The 21,126-nt window shown below is 67.4% G+C and carries 8 protein-coding genes; 1 reads left to right on the top strand and 7 read right to left on the bottom strand.

What is annotated here, in order from left to right; all coding sequences use genetic code 11:
* Positions 1 to 153 precede the first annotated feature (153 nt).
* The 3 genes from QMX83_RS01370 to QMX83_RS01360 form a co-directional block, all read right to left on the bottom strand.
* Positions 154 to 3,783: a hypothetical protein gene (locus QMX83_RS01370; protein WP_282294881.1), complete on the bottom strand. Its 3,630-nt coding sequence runs from the start codon at positions 3,781 to 3,783 to the stop codon at positions 154 to 156.
* Positions 3,784 to 3,793: 10 nt separating this feature from the next.
* A complete protein-coding gene (locus tag QMX83_RS01365; RefSeq protein WP_282294880.1) occupies positions 3,794 to 14,806 on the bottom strand; it encodes an Ig-like domain-containing protein in 11,013 nt (3,670 codons plus the stop codon).
* 108 nt (positions 14,807 to 14,914) lie between these two features.
* Positions 14,915 to 16,924, bottom strand: coding sequence for a hypothetical protein (locus QMX83_RS01360; RefSeq protein WP_282294879.1), 2,010 nt, complete (start codon positions 16,922 to 16,924; stop codon positions 14,915 to 14,917).
* A 501-nt stretch (positions 16,925 to 17,425) separates the two neighbouring features.
* Between QMX83_RS01360 and QMX83_RS01355 the strand changes: the two genes are divergently transcribed.
* Positions 17,426 to 17,785, top strand: coding sequence for a helix-turn-helix transcriptional regulator (locus tag QMX83_RS01355; protein ID WP_282294878.1), 360 nt, complete (start codon positions 17,426 to 17,428; stop codon positions 17,783 to 17,785).
* A gap of 6 nt (positions 17,786 to 17,791) precedes the next feature.
* Here QMX83_RS01355 and ung read toward each other — a convergent pair whose 3' ends face one another.
* The 4 genes from ung to ftsE are packed head-to-tail and all read right to left on the bottom strand — an operon-like array spanning position 17,792 to position 20,976.
* Positions 17,792 to 18,496 carry a uracil-DNA glycosylase gene (ung, locus tag QMX83_RS01350; protein WP_282294877.1) on the bottom strand — a complete coding sequence of 235 codons (705 nt, stop codon included), beginning with the start codon at positions 18,494 to 18,496 and terminating at the stop codon, positions 17,792 to 17,794.
* Positions 18,493 to 19,335 (bottom strand): response regulator, encoded by an 843-nt coding sequence (locus QMX83_RS01345; RefSeq protein WP_282294876.1) that lies wholly within the window; start codon positions 19,333 to 19,335, stop codon positions 18,493 to 18,495. The genes ung and QMX83_RS01345 overlap by 4 nt, the downstream gene beginning before the upstream one ends.
* 7 nt (positions 19,336 to 19,342) lie before the next feature.
* Positions 19,343 to 20,293, bottom strand: coding sequence for a permease-like cell division protein FtsX (gene ftsX / locus QMX83_RS01340; protein WP_282294875.1), 951 nt, complete (start codon positions 20,291 to 20,293; stop codon positions 19,343 to 19,345).
* Positions 20,290 to 20,976 (bottom strand): cell division ATP-binding protein FtsE, encoded by a 687-nt coding sequence (gene ftsE / locus QMX83_RS01335; RefSeq protein WP_260341656.1) that lies wholly within the window; start codon positions 20,974 to 20,976, stop codon positions 20,290 to 20,292. Before ftsE ends, ftsX begins: the two co-directional genes overlap by 4 nt.
* Positions 20,977 to 21,126 lie beyond the last annotated feature (150 nt).

The following is a 21,126-nucleotide window of genomic DNA, read 5'->3' as shown; positions in this document are numbered from 1 at the left end:
GGAGAAGTCCACGGCGGTCGTCTGTCGACCGACCCCACCAAAGCTGCCGTTCGTGTCGCAGATTGATCCCAGGCATCGGCTACTGCCATCCACAGCCTTCATCGATCCCAGACATCGGGCGACCCCATCGGCAGCCGCCATCGCATCGGGGTATCAGTAATACCCCGAAAGATTCAGGAAGAAGCCCTTGCTCTCATACCGCAGCTCGGTCAGGTCATCGCTGAACTCGGTGAAGTTGTAGCCGGCACCGACCTTGAAGTTCTGCCCGATCTGGCGGTCCACGCCGACCAGCCAGCCCTGCTTGTCGCCGCCCTCGCGCACGTCCAGCCAGCGGTACTCGGCCAGCCCCTCCCACTGCGCCCACAAGCGGTAGCGCAACTGCAACGCAGAGAAATTCACCCGGCTGTCCAGCCAGTCGCCGGTACCCCGCCCGGTGCGGTAGTCGCCCCAGCGCGCGGCCAGCTTGCCGGCTACTTCCCAGCGCTCGCCCAGCTGCCGCACACCTTCGAACGAGACGATCTGCGACTTCTGGTCGTACACGTTGCCGCCCTCCTGCCCGAGCGAGGCCACGTCGTAGAGATACGTGTACTTGCCGAACGCGGCCCAGCGGGTGTTGTCATGCGGCCGCCAGGCAAAGCCCAGGTTGGATTCGACCAGCTTGGCGTCGGCCAACGCGTTGCGCTTGTCCTGCGTGTCGGCGTAGTTAGCACGCAATGCAATGCGCCAGTCTTCATTGACCTTGTATAGGAGGCGGTTGGTGGTCACCCACTGCTCGCGGTCTTCGGCCCCTTGGTCGCGGCGGTATTCCAGTTTGCTGGTCCACTGCGTGTTGGCATCGGTGCGCCCGCCACTCACGCTGTACGCGCGGCGGTCCACGCGGCCGGTGGTGGCGTCGAGCTTGCCATCCATCACGGTGAAGCCGAGGTTCCAGCCCTGTGCGGGATAGAAGTCCATGCCGAAGGTGTTCACCAGTCCGGCGGTGTCTTCGCGACGATCCTTCAGGTACTGGCTTTCATTGAATACGTTGACCTGGTTGCTCAAGCGCCAGCGCTGGCCCAGCGTCCAGCCGGACTGCAGGCCGGTGTCATACAGCGGATCCACCGTGGTGCTGTCGGTGCTGTAGCTGTAGTTGCCATAGAAGCTGTGCTCGGGCGTCATCCAGTACTCGGCTTCGACCTTGCCGCCGTCGCCACGGCTGCCGCTGCTCACTTCCGCGCCCACGCTGGAGCGGTCGCCGAACAGATAGCGCGTGCCCAGGGTGAGCAGGTTGTTGTCCTCGTATGCGCCGCCGTCATCGTCCACGGTCAGCTGCCCCACGCCGTACAGCTCCCACTTCGCGCCGAAGCGCTGGCGGTAACTCAGTGCGGCCAAGGTGCCGTCCACTTCCACACCGGCACTCTCCTCGCGGACACGGCGCAGTTCGCCGCCAAGCTGGCCGTTGTTGCCCAGCCGCCAGTCCAGGGTGAGCTGCGACTGCTCCACCGCCACGTCGCCCCGCTCGGCACGGCTCTGCCGACCATACAGGCTGAGGTTGTCGGTGAAGTAGCCGAGGAACTCCGCCCCATACTCCTCCAGCGCCAGACCGGTGTCGGTGCGCGACACCGAGAAACCCGCGTCCACGTCGCGCCACCAGGCACCGAAGCTCCAGTCCTGTTTCGTCCAGCCCAGCTCGCGCAGGTTGGCCCGCGCTTCCACTGCGCGCGCATCGCCCTTGCGCTGGTCGGTCAGCGGATTGCGTTGGATGAAGCTCAAGCCGCCGTTGTCCGAGTAGAAGATCGGCGCGGCGGTGGCCTCGGTGCGGGTCTGCTCCAGCTTCAGGTACGTACCCCGCCCGGCCTGCAGGGTCAGGTCGGCCCCCATCAGGCTGTAGTCGTCACCACTGCGGTTCTCATCCACGTAGGTGCCGCCCACGGCCACGTGGTCACCGAACCACTGCTTGCCGCGCAGACCGGCACTGACGTCGTCGGTGCTGAAGCCCAGCGGCACGTACTCGTAGTCGACCAGCAGGATCTGGTCGTAGCCGTCCAGCGGGGTATCACGGGTCAGCGTGCGCACGTTCTCGCGGGTGATCTGCGACAGCGCGCGGGTCAGCAGGATGCGGCCCTGGATCTCGTTGACCTCGTAGTCCACGCCCGCCTGCAGGGTGGTGCGTACTTCGGTGCGGCCGGTCGTGCGGTCGCGCACTTCCAGCACGACCTGTTCCGAGCCTGGCAGCAGGTCGGTGTGCCGCAGGTAGTACAGGCTGCCACCGGTGCCGAGGAACTCGCTGTGGCCGAGCGCGGACTGCGCCTCGGAACCGAAGGCCTTCAGATACGAGCGCGGATCACCCAGCGGGGTGGTCGCGCGCGAGCGCCAGCTCAACGCCGCACCGTACAGCGAGCGTACGTACTGGCCGTACTCGGTGCCGGTGAAGCCGGTGCTGAAGTTGCCCCACAGCGCCTGGTTCTGGTCCCAGTCCACGCGCACGTACAGCTGGCCCTGGGTGTCCACGTCGCGGTAGGTGGTGGAATCGTCGCCATACACCGGGTAGTACTGGTCCGGGTCGAGACGACGGAACACGTCGCGCGCGTCGGCATCGAGGAAGCCGCTGAACAGGTCCTTGAGTTCGCGGTCGTAGGTATCCGCCTGCGCGGTGATCAGGTATTTACCGCGCAGCTTGCTCTTCAGATAGAACGCCAGCCGCCCTTCGCTGAGGAAGCTGTCATCACGGTCCTGGTCGGCCACCAGCGGGTCGAGATTGCCGCTGGCGGTGTTCTTGGACATGGTCACGTCGGCCAGCGCCACCAGGAAGCGGTAGCTGCCGGTCACATCCACGTCCAACGTGCGGCTCAGCGGCGGCGCATCCAGCGCCTCTACCTGCACGTTGTACCGGTGCTGGCCGATCGGCTCCAGGAACTCGGCCGCGAACTTCTGCTCCAGGTCGACCGGGAAGCTCTGGCCGTTGATCAGCACCCGCGCATTCGGAGCCAGGCCACGACCGTAGATGCGCACGCGCGAGCCGTAGATGGGAATGTTCTGCTGGCGCAGCGCATTCTGGCCGTAAATGGCGTTGGTCAGCTGCTGGTCACGCGCGTCTTCACCGTTGAGCACCTTGCCCAGAGTCTTCTGCACGTTGTCGCGTACCTGCTGGGTGCCACGCTCGTAGTCGGTGGGCAGCACCAGCTGGAAGTGCTGCGCACTGGTTTCATCGAACGAGCCGTCCTTGCCATAGGCGCGCGCGATGTACTGCAGGTCGTCGCCCTCGCGCAGGTTGAGGTCAGCCGGCAGCTGGCCGTCCCACTCGGTGTTGGCCACGTAGTCCACCGGCATGTCGATGCGGGCCAGCGGGGTCACCAGGTCGGTGTCGGAGCCGCGATACAGGGTGATCTCGATCCGCTCGATGAACGAGGCGTAATTGTTGTAGCCGTGGAAACGCAGCGGCTTGGTCAGGCGGCCGTTCTCGAACGGAGCCATTGAACCGGTCTGGACGTTGAGTACCGGCGCGGACAACGCCGGGTCTTCCGTCGCCCACACCACCGCACCATCGGGCAGCTCGGTGACGAACTGGCCGCCCGGAGCGGGCACGTTGGCCCCCACCGGCGCGGCCGGTGCCGGTGACGGTGCGGCCATCGGCTCTTCCTGCACCTGCAGCAGCAGTTCATTGCCACGGCGGCAGCCGTCGGCACCGCACAGCGTGCTGGGGACATCCACTGCAGGTGGCGGCGTCGTGGTCTGGGCCGAAGCGACCGGCAGGCCCAGCGCGAGGACGATGACCAGGGCCGTCATGAAGGGAGTCTTGTTCATGGTCATCTCCTCAGCGCTCGGCGCGGTCGGCAGGGCGGGCCGGTGCGGTGGGCTGCACCTGGACCTGCACGCGGTCGGCGACGTCGGCCGGGACGCGTGGCAACAACGCCTGTCGGAGTGCTTCCACCCGCTCCAGTCCCAGCGCCTCCTGGCCGCTGGGGGTCTGCAGCAGCAGGCGACCGCCACCGCCGGCCTGCAGCAACCGTGCGGCGTGTGCCAGCACCGCGTCACTGTCGGCCGACAGCCGCGCCGTACCCGGTTCGAACACGCCCTCCCCGACGTTCAACGTGGGCGGTCGCGCGGTCGCTGGCGCGGCCTCGAAGCGCGCATCCGGCAACTGCACGCCGAAGTCGAAGCGTGCCGGCAGGCCCGGAGTGACCCGGCGCAGCAGCGGATTGCGGGTGGTGAAGCGCGCATCGGCCGGCAGCGTGGTCGGGTCGACCTTGAGGATGAAGTTGCGGCCGCGTGCGCCGCCGCCATCGATACCCACCAGGTGGTAGCGACCGAACGCATCGGTTTCCATCACCAGGCCTTCCACCGAAGCCACCCGCACACCCGGAATGCCGCGCTCGCCGTCGTCCTGCACGCCGTTGCCGTTGCGGTCCTCGAACACGCTGCCGATGATCAGGCTCTCGTCCAGCAGTGGATCGCCGATCACCTCCACGTCGGCCGAGGCCACGTTGCCGATGGTGGTGTTGACCGCATCCACGGCGGTGACACGGTTGGTATGGATGCCCTGGCCGACGCCCGCGCCCACCCGCAGGTAGTACACCAGGGTGGCCTGGCCACCGGCGGGAATGTCGATGCCATCCACCCGCAGCGGCGTGCGCGAGGTGACGAAGCCGGCGTTGTCCATGTCGCGGACCGCGAAGCCCTCCTGGACGAAGGTGAAGCCGGCCGGCAGCGTATCCAGCACGGTCACGCCCAGCGCATCCACTTCGCCCATGTTCTCCACGGTGACTGTGTAGCGCATCAGCTCGCCCACCTTCACCGTGCGCTGCGCGGCCTGCTTGCTCAGACGCAGGAAGGTGTCGCCGGCGACCACGGTGATGTTGACCACGCCGTCCACGCACACCGGGGTGGGAATGGACATGTCGCAGATGTTGTAGGTGAAGCTGTCCGCGCCGCTGTAGCCGACGAAGGCGGTGTAGATGCAGACGCCGTCCTCGCAGGTCACCCGACCGTAGCGCGCCGCGAACAGGATCCGGAACGAGCGCCAGTTGATGGGTGCACCGGTGGTGCTGACGTTGTCCACGATGGAGAAGGTGGTCGGCTGCCCGTCCTCGGCGGTGATGACCTCTTCCTCCACTTCCACGTCGTTCGGCAGCACCTGCACGCTCACCGTCGCGATGCCGCAGTCGGCCGGCGTGGTCTGGGTGCACACGGTGTAGGCAAACGTATCGGTGCCGCTGAACATCTCGTTCGGGGTGTAGCGCAGGGTGCCGTCGCCCAGCACTTCCACGTTGCCCGAAGTCGGTGCGGTGCTGATGGTGATGACCAGCCCGGCCGGTACTGCCGGGGCACCCCCGACCAGGTCATTGGCCAGCACCGGAATCACCACCGCGGTCTCCTGCTGGGTACTGGCGCTGTCGTCGGCCGGCTGCACCGGCGTACCCACCGGCGGGCTGGCCAGGGTGACGCTCACCGTGCCGATGTCGCACACGCTGGGCTGGCTCACCAGGCAGATCTGGTAGGTGGTGGTGTAGGTGGCACCGGCCACGCCGCCCGACACGTCCACGCTGCCGTTGGGCTGGATGGTGATGGCGGTGGTGTTGGTCGGGGTCAGCAGCACCGTGGTCGGGTCAAGCGCGCTGCCGTTGAAGGTGTCATTGACCAGCACATTCACTACGCCGTTGGCCCCGGTGACCGGCACATTGGTCACCGTGTCGTCGACCGCATCCAGGGTGCCGCCCGCGGCGGTCACGGTGATGGTCAAGGTGGCGGTATCGCAGACACCCGCATACGGGGCCGGCAGGCACAGCTGGTACAGGAAGCTGTCAGTGCCGCTGAAGCCGGCGTTGGGCGTGTAGGTGTAGCTGCCGTTGGCATTGAGCACCACGGTGCCCTGTGCCGGTGCGGTGACCAGCGAGAACACCGACCCGCCGCTGGCGTTGTCGTTGCCGGCCACGCTGGCGTTCAGCACCTGGCCTGCCGGCGTGGTCGCCACGTCGTTGACCGCATCCGGACGCACCAGCACCAGCGCGATGGCCTGGGCACAGTTGCCGGTGTTGGCCGCTTCGCAGATCTGGTAGGTCAGCGACAAGGCACCTGCTGCGGCGCTGCCGGCGATGGTGATGATGCCGTTGGCGTCGATGCTGACACCGGCCGGCGGCGCGATCAGCGACACAGTGACCTGCGAGGCCTGCACCGGCACACCGTTTATCAGGTCGTTGGTCAGTACCGAAGCGGTGCTGCCTCCAGCACCGGGCAGAGTGGGCGTGCCGCTGAAGTTGTCGTTCACCGCCTGCAGCGTGGTCGCACTCACGGTCACGCTGACCGAGGCGGTGTCGCACACGTTGAGGTTGGGAGCCGGCAGGCACACCTGGTAGGTAAAGGTATCGGTGCCGGTGTAGCCCGGGTTCGGCGTGTAGCTGATGGTGTTGTCACCATTGACCACAGCGGTGCCGTTGAGCGGCGCGACCAGCACCGTGAACACCGGATTGAGCGGCAACGTGTCGTTGGCGGCGACGTTGAGCACGGTGGTACCGGTACCCGCCCCCACGGTGTCATCCGCCGCGTTCGGACGTACCGCGACCAGGGCGGTGGCCTGTGCGCAGTTGGTCGGCACGGCGTTCTCGCAGACCTGGTAGGTCAGCGTCGTCGCCACCGGGGTCAGCCCGGACGCCACCGTGATCACACCGGTGGGAGCCATGGTGTAGCCGGTCGGCGGCGTGATCAGGGTGGCGGTCACCGGCGTGGTGCCGGGCACGATGGTCGTGCCATTGAAGGTGTCGTTGAGCAGCACGCTGGTGGTGGTACCCCCGGAGGCAGGCACGATCGGCGTCGAACTGAAGTCGTCGTTGAGCGCGCTCAGGCTGGTGGTGCCGACGGTGACGGTGACGGTGGCGGTGGAGCACACCCCTGCCCCCGGTGCCGGCAGACAGACCTGGTAGGTGAAGGTGTCGGTGCCGGTAAAGCCCGCCGTCGGGGTGTAGCTGATGGTGTTATTGCCGTTGACCACGGCCGCCCCGTTGCCCGGTGCCACCAGCACGGTCAGGGTCGGGTTGGACGGCAGGGTGTCATTGGCAGTGACGTTGAGCACCGTGGTGGTGCCGGCGGTGGCGGTCAGCGTGTCGTTGGCCGCCGCCGGGCTCACCGCGACGATGGCGGTGGACTGCGCGCAGTTGCTCGGCACCGCGGTTTCGCACACCTGGTAGGTCAGCGTCGCGGCCGCGGGCGTGGTTCCGGCAGCCACGGTGATCTGACCGTTGGGGGCGATGGTGTAGCCAATGGGCGGCGTGACCAGGGTGACGGTCACCGGCGTGGTGCCCGGTGCAATCGGCAGCCCGTTGAAGGTGTCGTTGAGCAGCACGCTGGCGGTGGTGCCGCCGGCAGCTGGCGAGATCGGCGATGCGGTGAAGTCGTCCGCGGTTGCCAGCACGCTCGTGGCCGTGACATTCAGGGTCACCGTAGCGGTATCGCAGACACCGGCCCCCGGTGCCGGCAGGCACAGCTGATAGGTGAAGCTGTCCGTACCGGTGTAGCCGGCGGTCGGGGTGTAGTTGATGCTGCCATCGCCATTCACCGTGGCGGTGCCGTTGGTCGGTGCCACGGACACGGTCACCACCGGATTCAGCGGTGCGGTGTCATTGGCCAGCACGTTGAGCAGCGTGGTGGCACCTGCGCTCGCCAGCAGCGTGTCGGCGACCGCGTCCGGGCTGACCGCGACGATGGCGTTGGACTGGGCGCAGTTGGTCGGCACGGCCGTTTCGCAGACCTGGTAGTTCAGGGTCACAGCCGCCGGCGTGGTGCCCGGAGCCACGGTGATCACACCGGTGGCTGCCATCGTGTAACCGGTCACCGGCGTCACCAGCGACGCACTCACCGGCGTGGTGCCCGGCACGATGGTGGCCCCGTTGAAGGTGTCGTTGAGCAGCACACTTGTGGTGCTGCCACCGGCCGCCGGTGCAATCGGCGTGCTGGTGAAGTTATCCGCCGCCGCGACGATGCTGGTCGCACCTACGCTCAGCGTGACCGTGGCGGTGTCGCAGACGCCCGCGCCCGGTGCCGGCAGACACAGCTGACAGGTGAAGCTGTCCGGTCCGGTGTAGCCGGCAGTCGGGGTGTAGCTGATGGTGCCGTCGCCGTTGACCGTGGCGGTGCCGTTGGTCGGGGCGACCGATACTGTCACCACCGGGTTGAGCGGTGCGGTGTCATTGGCCAGAACGTTGAGCACGGTGGTGGTACCGGCGGTGGCGGCAAGCGTGTCGGCGACCGCTTCCGGGCTGACCGCCACGATGGCCGATGCGCCGGCGCAGTTGGTCGGCACCGCGTTTTCGCAGACCTGGTAATTCAGCGTCACCGCCGCCGGCGTCGTTCCCGGCGCGACCGTGATCACACCGTCCGCACTCATGCTGTAGCCCGTTACGGCGGTCAGCAGCGAAGCGGTCACCGGCGTGGTGCCGGGCACGATGGTCACGCCGTTGAAGGTGTCGTTGAGCAGTACGCTGGCGGTGCTGCCACCGGCGGCCGGTGCGATCGGCGTGGTGGTGAAGTTGTCGTTGAGCGCGGTCAGCGTGGTGGCACTGACGTTGACGGTGACCGTGGCGGTGTCACAGACGCCCGCCCCCGGTGCCGGCAGGCACAGCTGATAAGTGAAGGTGTCGGGGCCGGTGAAGGCGCCGTTCGGGGTGTAGCTGATGGTGCCGTCGCCATTGACCGTGGCCGTGCCGTTGGTCGGCGCGACCGATACGGTCACCGTCGGGTTCAGCGGTGCGGTGTCGTTGGCCAGCACGTTGAGCACGGTGGTGGTGCCGGCGGTGGCCGGCAGTGTGTCGACCACCGCATCCGGGCTGACCGCCACCACCGCGGTGGCACCAGCGCAGTTGGTCGGCACGGCGTTCTCGCAGACCTGGTAATTCAGCGTCACCGCAGCGGGCGTGGTGCCCGGTGCCACCGTGATCACGCCGGTCGCGGACATGCTGTAGCCAGTGGGCGGCGTCAGCAGCGACGCGGTCACGGCGGTGGTGCCCGGCACGATGGCCGTGCCGTTGAAGGTGTCGTTGAGCAGCACGCTGGTGGTGCTGCCACCGGCGGCCGGCGGAATTGGCGTGGCGGTGAAGTCGTCGTTGGTCGCGACCAGCGAGGTGGCGCTGACCGTCAGTGACACCGTTGCGGTATCGCAGACCGACGCACCCGGTGCTGGCAGGCACACCTGGTAGGTGAAGCTGTCCGCGCCGGTGTAGCCGGCGGTCGGGGTGTAGCTGATGGTGCCGTCGCCATTGACGGTGGCCGTGCCATTGGTGGGCGCGACCGACACGGTGATGGTCGGGTTGGCCGGCAGCGTGTCGTTGGCGGTGACGTTAAGCACCGTGGTGGTACCGGATGTGGCCGGCAGGATGTCGTCCGCCGCTACCGGGCTGACCGCGACCACCGCACTGGCGGCGGCGCAGTTGGTCGGCACCGCGTTCTCGCAGACCTGGTAGTTCAGGGTCACCGCCGCCGGCGTTGTGCCCGCGGCCACGGTGATCACGCCATCCGCGGTCATGCTGTAGCCGCTCGGCGGGGACAGCAGCGAGGCGGTGACGGCGGTGGTGCCCGGCACGATGACGGTGCCATTGAAGGTGTCGTTGAGCAGCACGCTGGCGGTGCTGCCACCGGCCGCCGGTGCAATTGGCGTAGCAGTGAAGTTGTCGTTGGTCGCTGCCAGCGTGGTCGCTGCCACCGTCACGCTCACCGTGGCGGTGTCGCAGATCGCGGCATTCGGGGCCGGCAGGCACAGCTGGTAGGTAAAGGTGTCGGGACCGGTAAACGGACCGGTCGGGGTGTAGCTGATGGTGCCGTCACCATTGACCACGGCCGTGCCATTGGTCGGCGCGACCGACACGGTCACGACCGGGTTCAGCGGAGCCGCGTCATTGGCCAGCACGTTGAGCACGGTGGTGGTGCCGGCGGCCGCCGGCAGCGCATCGGCCACCGCGTCCGGGCTGACGGCCACGATGGCCGATGCGCCGGCGCAGTTGGTCGGCACCGCGTTCTCGCAGACCTGGTAGTTGAGCGTAACGGCTGCCGGCGTCGTGCCCGGGGCCACGGTGATCACACCGTTGGCGGTCATGCTGTAGCCGGTGGGCGGGGTGATCAGCGATGCGGTCACCGCCGTGGTGCCCGGCACGATGGGCGTGCCACTGAAGGTGTCGTTGAGCAGCACGCTGGTGGTGCTGCCACCGGCCCCCGGTGCGATCGGCGTGGCGGTGAAATCATCGTTGGCCGCGACCAGCGCCGTGGCGCTGACGGTAACCGTCACCGTGGCGCTGTCGCACACGCTGCCGCCCGGTGCGGGCAGGCACAGCTGGTAGGTGAAGGTATCGGTGCCGGTGAAGGCTCCGGTCGGGGTGTAGCTGATCGAGCCGTCGCCGTTGGCCACGGCGGTGCCATTGGTCGGGCCTGCCGTGATCGTGACCACCGGATTCAGCGGTGCGGTGTCGTTGGCCAGTACGTTGAGCACGCTGGTGGTGCCGGCGGTGGCCGGCAACCCGTCGGCCACGGCTTCCGGACTCACCGCGACCAGAGCGGTCGCGGCGGCGCAGTTGGTCGGCACCAGGTTTTCGCAGACCTGGTAGCTCAGCGTGGTGGCGGCCGGGGTGGTGCCCGGTGCCACGGTGATCACGCCCGCGGTCGACATCGTGTAGCCGGTGACCGGGCTGAGCAGCGTGGCCGTGACCGGCGTGGTGCCCGGCACGATCGGGTTGCCATTGAAGGTGTCGTTGAGCAGCACGCTGGTGGTGCTGCCGCCGGCACCTGGCGCAATCGGCGTGGCCAGGTAGCTGTCATTGACTGCCACCAGCGATGTCGCGCTGACGGTCAGGGCGACCGTCGCGGTGTCGCAGACGCTGCCGTGCGGAGCCGGCAGGCAGAGCTGATAGGTGAAGGTATCCGGACCCACAAACGGACCGGTGGGCGTATAGCTGATGGTGCCGTCGCCATTGACCACGGCGGTGCCGCTGACCGGGGCCACGCTGATGGTCACGACCGGCGTGGTCGGCGCGATGTCGTTGGCGAGTACGTTGAGCACGGTGGTGGTGCCGGCCGTGGCCGGCAGCGTGTCGTTGACCGCGTCGGGACTCATCACCACCACGGCGGTGGCGGTGGCGCAGTTGCTCGGCAGCGCGGTTTCGCAGACCTGGTAGTTCAGCGCGATCGACCCCGGCGGCGTACCGGCAGCGACGCTGATCACGCCGTTGGCCGCCATGCTGTAGCCCGACTCCAGGGTGAGCAGCGATGCGGTGACCGGCGTCGTGCCAGGCACGATCGCGGCACCGTTGAAGGTGTCATTCAACAGCACGCTGGCGGTGCTGCCACCGCTCGGCGGAATCGGGCTGGCGCTGTAGTCATCGTTGACCGCCACCAATGCGGCGTTGGCCAACGTCACCGTGACCTGGGCGGTATCGCAGGTGGTGCCGTCCGGTGCGGGCAGGCATACCTGGTAGGTCAGGGTGTCGGTACCGGTCTGCCCGGCCGTGGCGGTGTACTGCAGACTGCCCGCTCCATTCAGAACGGCGGTGCCCTTGGTCGGCGCGCTGATCACGGTGAAGGTGGAGCCGGCCGGTGCATTGTCATTGCTGGCCAGGTTGAAGGTGCCGGTCTGGGTGCCGGTCACGCTGGCGGTGTCGTCCTGCGCGTCCGGGGCGATCAGCAGCTGCACCGTCGCGTTGTCGCAGTTGGTGGTCGAACCCAGTTCGCACAGCGTGTAGGTCAGCGCGGTGGCACCGGCCGGGGCGAACCCCGACACGGTGATGACACCGGCGCTGTCGATGCTGAAGCCCGCCGGCGCGCTGTCCAGGTTCACAGTGACCTGCAGCGGGCTGGCGGCGGCACCGTTGAAGGTGTCGTTGCCGAGCACGCTGGGCGTGTTGCCGCCTGCGCCCGGTGCGAACACCGGCGCGCGGAAGTTGTCGTCCACCGCATTGAGCGTGTTGGCGATGACGTTGAAGGTGATGGTGCCGGTGGCACAGGTCGCACCGTCCGGAGCCGGCAGGCAGACCTGGTACTGCGCGGTCTGCGTACCCGCGCCGGCCGGGGTGTAGGTGAAGGTGCCATTCGGCTGCAGCGCCAGGGTGCCGGCCACCGGCGCACTGATCACGCTGAAGGTGGATCCAGCAGGTGCGTTGTCGTTGAGGCTCACATCACCGGCCAGCGGCTGTCCGGCCGGCGTGGTGTAGGTGTCATCGGCTGCGGCAGGGGCAACCAGCAGCGCGACCTGCGCGGTGTCGCAGTTGGTCGTGGTGCCCGCCTCGCACAGTTCGTAGGTGAGGCTGACCGCACCGGCGGCGGCACCGGCCGGCACGTTGATCACGCCGGCGCTGGTGATCGTGTAGCCCGGCGGCGGGGTGTTGATCAGGCTGACCGTGACCTGTGCCGCGTTGACTGCCACGCCATTGAACAGATCGTTGGCCAGCACGCTGGGCGTACTGCCACCGGTCACCGGCGAGATCGCCGGCACGGTGAACGGGTCGTCCACCGCATCCACGGTGTTGGCGGCAATGACGAAGGTCGCGATGGCGGTGGAGCAGACGCCGCTGTTCGGGGCAGGCAGACACACCTGGTAGCTGAAGCTGTCGTTGGTGCTGCTGCCCGGATTGGAGACGTAGGTGAAGGCACCGTCGGCAGCAAAGGTCAGCACACCCTGGGTCGGCTGGCTGAGCGCAGTGAAGACCACCCCGGTGGTGATGTCGTCATTGCCGGCCACCGAGCCGCTGGCACTCTGCCCGGACTGCACTGGAATGGTGTCGGCCACGGCGGTGGGGCTGACCAGCACCTGCACGCTGGCCACATCGCAGTTGCCCGGTGCAGCGACCTCGCACAGCTGGTAACTCAGCGATACCGCGCCGGGATCGGTGCCGGCGGCCACCGTGATGACGCCGGTGGTCGCATCCAGGGCGAAGCCAGCGACCGTCCCCTGCAGCGTGGCGGTCACCGTGCCCTGGCTGACGAGGGCTCCATTGAGCGTGTCGTTGCCCAGTACGCTGGGCGTGGTGCCGCCATTGAGGCCCGATACCGGCGTACCGAACAGATCGTCATTGGCGGCCAGCGCGTTCGCCCCCAGGTTCACGGTGACGGTCGCAGTGGCGCACACGGCCGCGTTGGGAGCCGGCAGACACACCTGATAGCCGAACGAGTCGGTACCTGCACTGCCGGCATTGGGCTGGTAGGTAAAGGTGCCGTCGCCATTGACGGTGGCGACGCCCTTGGTTGCTGCGGGACCCGCACTCGTGAACGCGGAGCCCGCCGGCGTGTTGTCATTGCTGCCGACATTGCCGGACACCGGCTGCCCGGCACCGGGCGTACTGACCGTGTCGTTCACCGCATTCGGACCTACCACCAGCTGCACCGCGGCGGTGTCGCACAGCGTGGGCGCGGCGGTCAGACAGATGCGGTAGCCCAGGGTGACCGGGCCGGCGACAGCGTTGGCCGGCACCGTGATATCTCCAGCCGCGTTGATGGTGTAGCCGGCCGGCGCGGTGATCAGCGTGGTGGTGATATCACCCGGCACCACTGCCACGTTGTTGAAGGTGTCGTTGCCAAGCACGGTGGAAGTGGTGCCACCGGTCGCCGCCGGAATCGGTGCCGCGTTGAAGTTGTCGTCCACCGCGTCGATGACGTTGGCGGTGAGATTGACGGTGACGACCGCGGTGTCGCACACCGCTGCATTCGGCGCGGGCAGGCACAGCTGGTAGCTGAAGTTATCGGTGCCTGTGGCACCGGCGTTGGCGGTGTAGGTGAACGCACCGCTGGCTTGCAGCACGACGCTGCCCTGCGTGGGGGCCGCACCGGTCTGCACGAAGGTGGAGCCGGCGAACAGGTTGTCGTTGGCGCTGACATTGCCGTTGACGGCCTGCCCGGCCTGCACCGCCACGCTGTCGTCCACCGCATTCGGACTGACGATCAGCGCCACGTTGGCGCTGGCGCAATTGCTGGGCGAGGCCGTCTCGCAGATCTGGTAGGTCAGCGTGACCGGACCGGCGGCCGCCGTAGCCGGCACCACGATGGTGCCGTTGGCGTTGATGTCGTAGCCGGCGGGTGCGTTGGTCAGCGTCGCCACCACAGCGGCGTCAACAAACGCAGCACCGCCCAGGGTGTCATTGACGAACACACGCGGCGTGGTACCGCCTGCGCCAGGCGGGAACGGGGTGGCGCTGTAGTCATCATTGGTCGCCACAATCGCCGCTGCCTGCACGGTGATGGTCGGTGTGGTGGCGGTGTTGTCGCCCGGGGTCGGGTCGGTGGTGCCCGGCGGCGGCGTGATGGTGGCCGCGTTGGCCGAAATGGTGGCGGGCGTCACGGTGGGTGCGGTGCCGTTGACCAGCACCACCAGCACGTCACCCACACCAATGTTCACGGCGACATTGAGGCTGCCGGTGCCGCTGGCAGTCGCACAGGAGGTGGCGGCCGAGACGACCGGGCAGGTCCAGCTCACACCGGTCAGCTGGGCCGGCACCGAGTCGGTCAACGTGGCCCCCACCGCCCGCGACGGACCGGTATTTCGCACTTCGATGCGGTACTGCACGGCTCCACCGGCCGGTACCGGGCCGGTCGCCGGCGTGACAATGCTCTTGATCACGCTCAGCTGCGCGGTGGCCGCGAGGGCATTGCTGTCGCTGGCGGTGTTGTTGCCCGGGGTGGGATCAGAGATGTCAGCCGGCGCGGTGACCGTGGCGGTGTTGACCAAGGGGTTGCGGTAGGCCTGCGCGTGGGCCGTGGCCGTGACCAGCGTCAGCAGCAGCGCCCCGGCCAGGTGCAGCGCGCGGGCGCGCAGGCGGCTGGCGGGGGTGTGGCAGGAGAAGCGACGGGCGCTGGCGGTTTGCATGCAGTGATCCTCGGAAGCACCGCGCGGCGACCAGAGCGGTCGACCTGCGCGTCACGTGTTGCGTCGTTGCTGCCGAAGGCCACCGCGGTGGCCTCCGGGTGGATGTGGCTAGTACGCGGCGGGGTCTGCGCTGAAACTGACCGGCACGGTGATCGTGGCCTGCCCCCCATTGATCAGATTGACCCCCAGCGTCACCCCGGTGCCGCCGGCAGCGCCCCCACTTGCGGCGCTGCAGACGCTGCCGGCCGATGCCGTGCAGGTCCATGGCGCGCTCAGCGTGGCCCCGGCCGGGAGCGTGTCGGTCACCTGCGCGGCGGTCACCGGATCGGGCCCGGCATTGCTGACGGTGATGACGTAACTGGCGGTGCCGCCCGGCATGTAGCTGCCGCTGCCATCACTCTTGGTGATCGATAGATCGGCCTGTCGCGTTCGGTTGGTGATGCGGCAGACCACATTGAGCGGCTGTGCCGACAACGCCGGTGCGGTGAAGCTGAAACTCTGCCCGGTACCGCTGGTGAGCACCGTCCCGGCCCCGTCACGGCAGTCCCAGGTGCTGGCGTAGCGCGCCAGCACGGTGGCGGTGCCGGCGGTTTCGGCAAGCGTGTAGACCGTCCCCGGTGTGGTGACCACCGCTGTGGTGGCCCCGTTGTTGCCGACATTGGCCACGCTCGCCAGCACTGTGGCTCCCTGCGCGACACTGAGATTGAACACGCCGGTGTCGGTGGTCGGCGCGAGCGTTTTCACCAGCTGCACGGTGGCCGCGCAGCTCTGCGAGATGCTCTCCACCGTGAAGATCGCCTGCCCGATGCGGATGCCGAGCAGGCCCAGCAGGTTGTCGACCACGCCGCCGAGCACGGTGGTCAGGACCGGTCCCACCAGTGCGTTGGTCACCGTGCGCAGCGGCGGCAGCAACGTGCTGACCAGCGCGTTGACGATGGTGTTCACCGGCAGCGGCAGGGTGATCAGGTTGTTGACCAGACGCACGACCGGCGTGCCGCTGGTGATCTGCACATCCAGCGAATTGATCAGCGTGGTGACCATGGTGGAGGCGCTGACGGTGCCGGTACTGAGCGTGCGTGTCTGCGGATACGGGCCGTTGAAGGCCACCGACTGGAAGCCGGGCGTGCCGGTGGCCACCGCGCGCAGCGAGACGGTCAATGGTACGTCGACGTCGGCCAGCTTCAGTGCGTTGGACAACAGGCTGACCGCCACGGTGACATTGAGCGTGGTGGCATTGATCGGTGTCACGCTGGCCGGGGTGAGCGTGGCACTGCGGTTGAAGAACACCGCATCGCTGATGGTGCCGACGTACAGGTTCACCAGACCGGGGCGCGCCTGCAGGGTGACCGCGTTGCTGGCCAGGTTGACGGCGTTGATGGTGCCTTCGGCGCGGGCGACATCGGCATACACGGAAAGGTGCAGCAGCGACGCGGTGATCGCGGTGCCGGACAGCGACACCAAGCCGCCGACATTGAGGCCATTCACCGCGCTGATCAGCGGGGCGACGTTGAGCCCCTGCGCAATGTCGAAGTCGAACTTGATACGGATGGCGGCGCTGTGGAACGCGCTGCCGACCGGGCCGCAGGTGTAGACCGGCGGCTCCACCACCTGCGCCCACACCCGCACGTTGGCCAGACCGGCCAGGCCAAGCGGAGCCAGCTGAGCGGTGGTCAGGGTAATCGGCGTGGGCGTGGTCACCACGTTGCGGAAGTTGTACAGCTGGACCCCGCCGGTGATGAGGTCCAGCACGTCAAGATTGACGTTCGCCAGCGAACCCGGTGGCAGGGAGACCTGCAGCAGATCGGCCAGGCGGATGGTCCCCGTAAGTCCGCTCAGCGAAGGGGTCAGCAGATTGAGCGAATTGGCCGCCACGGTCTGGCCGTCGGCCTGCAGCACGGACACCAGCGCTGCCTGCAGCTGGGCCAGGGTGATATTGGCATTGAGGACCTGGCTGGGATCGCTGACCACCACGCCGCCGTTGAGCTGGGTCAGCAGCGCGTTGAGATTCACATCCGCGCCAGCGATGTTGGTCCAGTCCAGCGCGGTGATATTGATGCTGGTGCCCGGCAGCAGTGTCGTAAACAGCAGGTTTAGTACCGGGCTCTGGGTGGAATTCACCTCCACCAAGCGGGGACCCGCGGAAACACAGGCTCCGTTCGCAGTACACGCATCCTGCGCATTTACTTTCGGGGCGATTGAAAATAGTGCGAATAACGTCACAATTAATGCAATCGCATTAAGTTTGGTGAATACCCATAACACCCGCTTCACACCTGAAACCTTATCCATCACCCATCCCCTGCGCCGTGGCCGCACCCCTCCTTCACGCGTCGAATTGGCTCGACGATGAGGAGCAGCAAACGCACTGCTTTCTACGTTCTGGTGTTTATTTCCGGCGATTCATGGCCGGTTTCAGGATTAATTACGTGGACGCGGCAAGGGGTCAAACAACGTTTTGTGAAGACGGTAGTTAGTAACGCTGTCGCTCGGGGTGGTTATGATGGGATACCCATGAGGGGCAAGGGCAGTCAGTCATTCTGCACATGCAGGTAAAAGAATCACTGCCCGGGTAGTATCGATAACCACCCATCACTTAAGGACAGGGAAAGGGGGATTTCTATGTTGTCGATGTCGGATCGAATTCGCAGCGCGCGGACCGCTGCGGGGTTGTCTCAGACGCAATTAGCGCTGGAAACCGGAGTCAAGCGCAGTGCGGTGGCACAGTGGGAGCGGCGCGGCGGCACCCATCCCAGTGTGTCGCATCTGGCACGGATTGCCGTCGTTACCCACGTGCGGTTCGAGTGGCTGGCCACCGGTCGCGGTTGCGGAAAACCGGAAGGAGAGGAGCTGGAAACGACACAGCCTGCGGCCGACTACGTCCGCAATGACCTGGAGGGCAACATTCTGTCGCTGGTACGGCGGTTACCGCCGCGCAAACGCCAGGTGGCGCACGACATCATCGAGATGCTGGGCGCGTAGCGATCGTCAGAGCGCCGCGCGCGGCGGCAGCGACCAGTCGATCGGTGGCTGCCCGCGCTGCTCCAGGTAGGCGTTGGCCATCGAAAAGTGGCGGCAGCCCAGGAAGCCCCGGTGCGCCGACAGCGGCGACGGGTGCGGGGCCTTGAGCACGCGATGGCGGCGGGTGTCGATCACCTTGCCCTTCTGCTGGGCGTAGCTGCCCCACAGCAGGAACACCAGGCCGTCGCGTTCGCGGTTGAGGGTTTCCACCACGTGGTCGGTGAAGCCCTCCCAGCCCCGCTTCTGGTGCGCACCGGCCTGCCCTTCCTCGACGGTGAGCACCGCGTTGAGCAGCAGCACGCCGCGCTGCGCCCACGGCAGCAGACAGCCGTGGTCCGGCCGCGCGATGCCGAGGTCGCTTTCGATTTCCTTGTACATGTTCAGCAGCGACGGCGGCACCGGCACGCCGGGCATCACCGAGAAGCTCAGGCCGTGTGCCTGGCCGCGCCCGTGGTACGGGTCCTGGCCGAGGATCACCACCTTCACCTGCTCGAACGGGGTGGCGTCGAATGCCGCGAAGATCTGCGGGCCCGGCGGGAACACCTGCGCACCGGCGGCCTTGCGCTCACGCAGAAAGGCAGAGAGCTCACGCATCTCCGGACGCAACAGCCAGTCGCCAACGTGTGCCTTCCAGCTGGGTTCCAGCTGGATGGCGGGCACCGCGTCGCTCATCGCAGCACGGGCTTGTCGTTGAGCCGGGCCAGGCGCAGCTGGAACAGCACCTTGGTGACCAGCAGGCGCTCTTCGATCGGCTTCTGCACGAGGTCGTTCGCGCCGGACTGCAGCAGACCGGACTGGTTGTGCGGGTTGCCGTCGCCGGTCATCACCAGCACCGGCAGACGCCGCTTGCCGTAGCCGAAGTCCACGCGCACGCGCTCGACCACATCGCGACCACTGAGCTCGCCCTTCAGGGTGACGTCGGTCAGCACCAGATCGATGCGGGTGTTGCTGCGGCCCAGCGATTCGGCGGTAAGCAGCGCGAACGCCTCTTCGGCGGTCATCACGTGCAGCACGTTGAGGCTCTGCCGTTCCAGCATGCGCTTGGTGGCTTCGGCCACCACGCGGCTGTCTTCGATGTACAGGATGGTCGCGCCGGGGATGGTTTCCGGCTGCACGTAGCCCTTGATGAACGAGGCCAGCGCTTCATGACCCAGCGCCTTGTCGAAGTAGTCGGTGACGTACTCGGTGAAGCGGCGCTGCTCCAGATGCTGCTGAGCGTCACCGGACACCACGATGACCGGTACGTAGGCCTGCCCGGCCGCTTCGCGCACCATGCGCGCCAGCGCCAGGCCATCGCCGTCGCTGAGGGTGAGCGAGGTGGTGACCAGACTGACCGGGCCGGCATCGAGCGCCTGCCGCGCGTCTTCGATACAGGCGCAGCCCACCACCTCGACCTGCGGCAGCTCGCGCTGCAGCACGTCGGCAATGAGCTTGCGGACCAGCTTGGAACCGTCGACCACCATCACCCGGGGGGCGGCGTCGACGAGGTGCTTGAGAGCTTGCGGGCGCATGCGGGCCTCAGGTTTCAGACGGTCGGGTCTGGCGCAGGAAATGCCCTGTCACCAGCCACGCGCCCAGCCAGCCCAGCACCACGGTGCCGACCAGGACGAGCGAGGAATGCAGAAGATCCAGCCCATGCAACACGAACGGGCTGCCATAACTGCTGGAGAGTTCGGCCAGTGGCGGGCGCAATGCCAGTCCGGCCACACCGATCAGGGCCAGTGCCAGCGCACCCGCGCCCAACCCGTACCACGCGCCCAGATACAGGAACGGGCGGCGGATGAAACCGTCGCTGGCACCCAGCAGCTGCAGCACGCCGATTTCGTCCCGCCGCGACTGGATGTCCAGGCGCACGGTGTTGCCCACCACCAGCAGCGCGCCCAGCCCCAGCAGGGCCGACAGCACCTGGACCAGCCGCGAACCGAAGCCCATCCAGGCGTCCAGGCGCTTGCGCCAGAGCGCATCGTGCTGGACCAGATCGGCCTGCGGGAGCCCCTGCAGTGACTGCGCCAGGCGCGCATCATCGGTGTCGTTGGCCGGGGTGATGATCAGCAGCGACGGCAGCGGATTGTCGTGCAGGGCATCGATGGCTTCGCCCAGGCCGGCGCTGTCACGCAGTTCCGTCAGTCCCTGTTCCGGAGTGCGGACAGTCACGGCACTGACATCGGCACGCCCGCGCAGCGTCTCGGCCACCTGGGCCGCAGCGGCTTCGTCGATGCTGGTCTTCAGGAACAGATTGATGTCGCGCGACTGCTGCACGCTGCCGGCGAACAGCTTCACGTTGTCCAGTGCGATGGACAGGCCCAACGGCAGGGCCAGCGCCACGGCCATGACCATGATGGTCAGCAGGGTCGCCCACGGCTTGCGCCACGCGCGGCCGAGGCTGAACACCACGCTGTGGCCATGATGGTGCAGCCATACGCCCAGGCGCGAAGGTGCCGCCGCTTCTTTATTGGTCGCGGTGCTCATTCGGCCAGGTCCTGCGGTGAGATGTCGTCCACCAGACGCCCGTGATCCAGAATGAGCACGCGCTTGCGCATGCGGCGCAGCAGCGGCAGGTCATGGCTGACCACCAGCACGCTGGTCCCGCGTTCGGGCAGCTCGGCGAACAGCGCCATGATTTCTGCCGCCAGGGTGGGGTCGAGGTTACCGGTGGGTTCGTCGGCCACCAGCAGGCGCGGTTCGCCGACGATGGCGCGGGCAATGCCCACGCGCTGCTGTTCGCCGGCCGACAGCTGCGAAGGCAGCGCTTTTTCCCGGTGGGCCAGACCCATCCGCTCCAGCACCGAGCGCACCCGCTTGCCGATCTCGGCGCGGCGGGTACCGCGCAGGATCAGCGGCAGGGCGACGTTCTCGCCGATGCTGCGATCCATCAGCAGGCGATGATCCTGGTAGACCGCGCCCACTTCACGCCGATGACGCGGGATGTCGCCGCCACGCACCTTCAGAAGATTACGGTCGGCCAGCAGCACGGCACCACGGCTGGGACGTTCGTCCAGGTGAATCAGTTTGAGCAGGGTGCTCTTGCCCGCACCGGAGTGGCCGGTGACGAACAGCATTTCACCGGGCGCAACCTCGAAGCTGACGTCCACCAGTGCCTGGTGGCCGCCCGCATACTGTTTGCTGACATTGTCGAAACGCAGGACGCTCATTCCCCGATTATGCCGGAGCCGCGTTGCGAGGTGGGGACGGAGACATCCCCGACCAATCGACAGACGCGACCGTCGATCGGGAGATGCCCGGTAGCGCCGGCCGTTGGCCGGCCCATGAGGTGCCTGACATCGCGGTGGCCGGCCAACGGC

The sequence above is a fragment of the Stenotrophomonas sp. PS02289 genome, assembly GCF_029960115.1.
In the GTDB taxonomy this organism is placed as follows: Bacteria; Pseudomonadota; Gammaproteobacteria; order Xanthomonadales; family Xanthomonadaceae; genus Stenotrophomonas.
The sequence above is the reverse complement of the archived record's forward strand: the minus strand, read 5'-3'. Positions and strand labels throughout refer to the sequence as shown.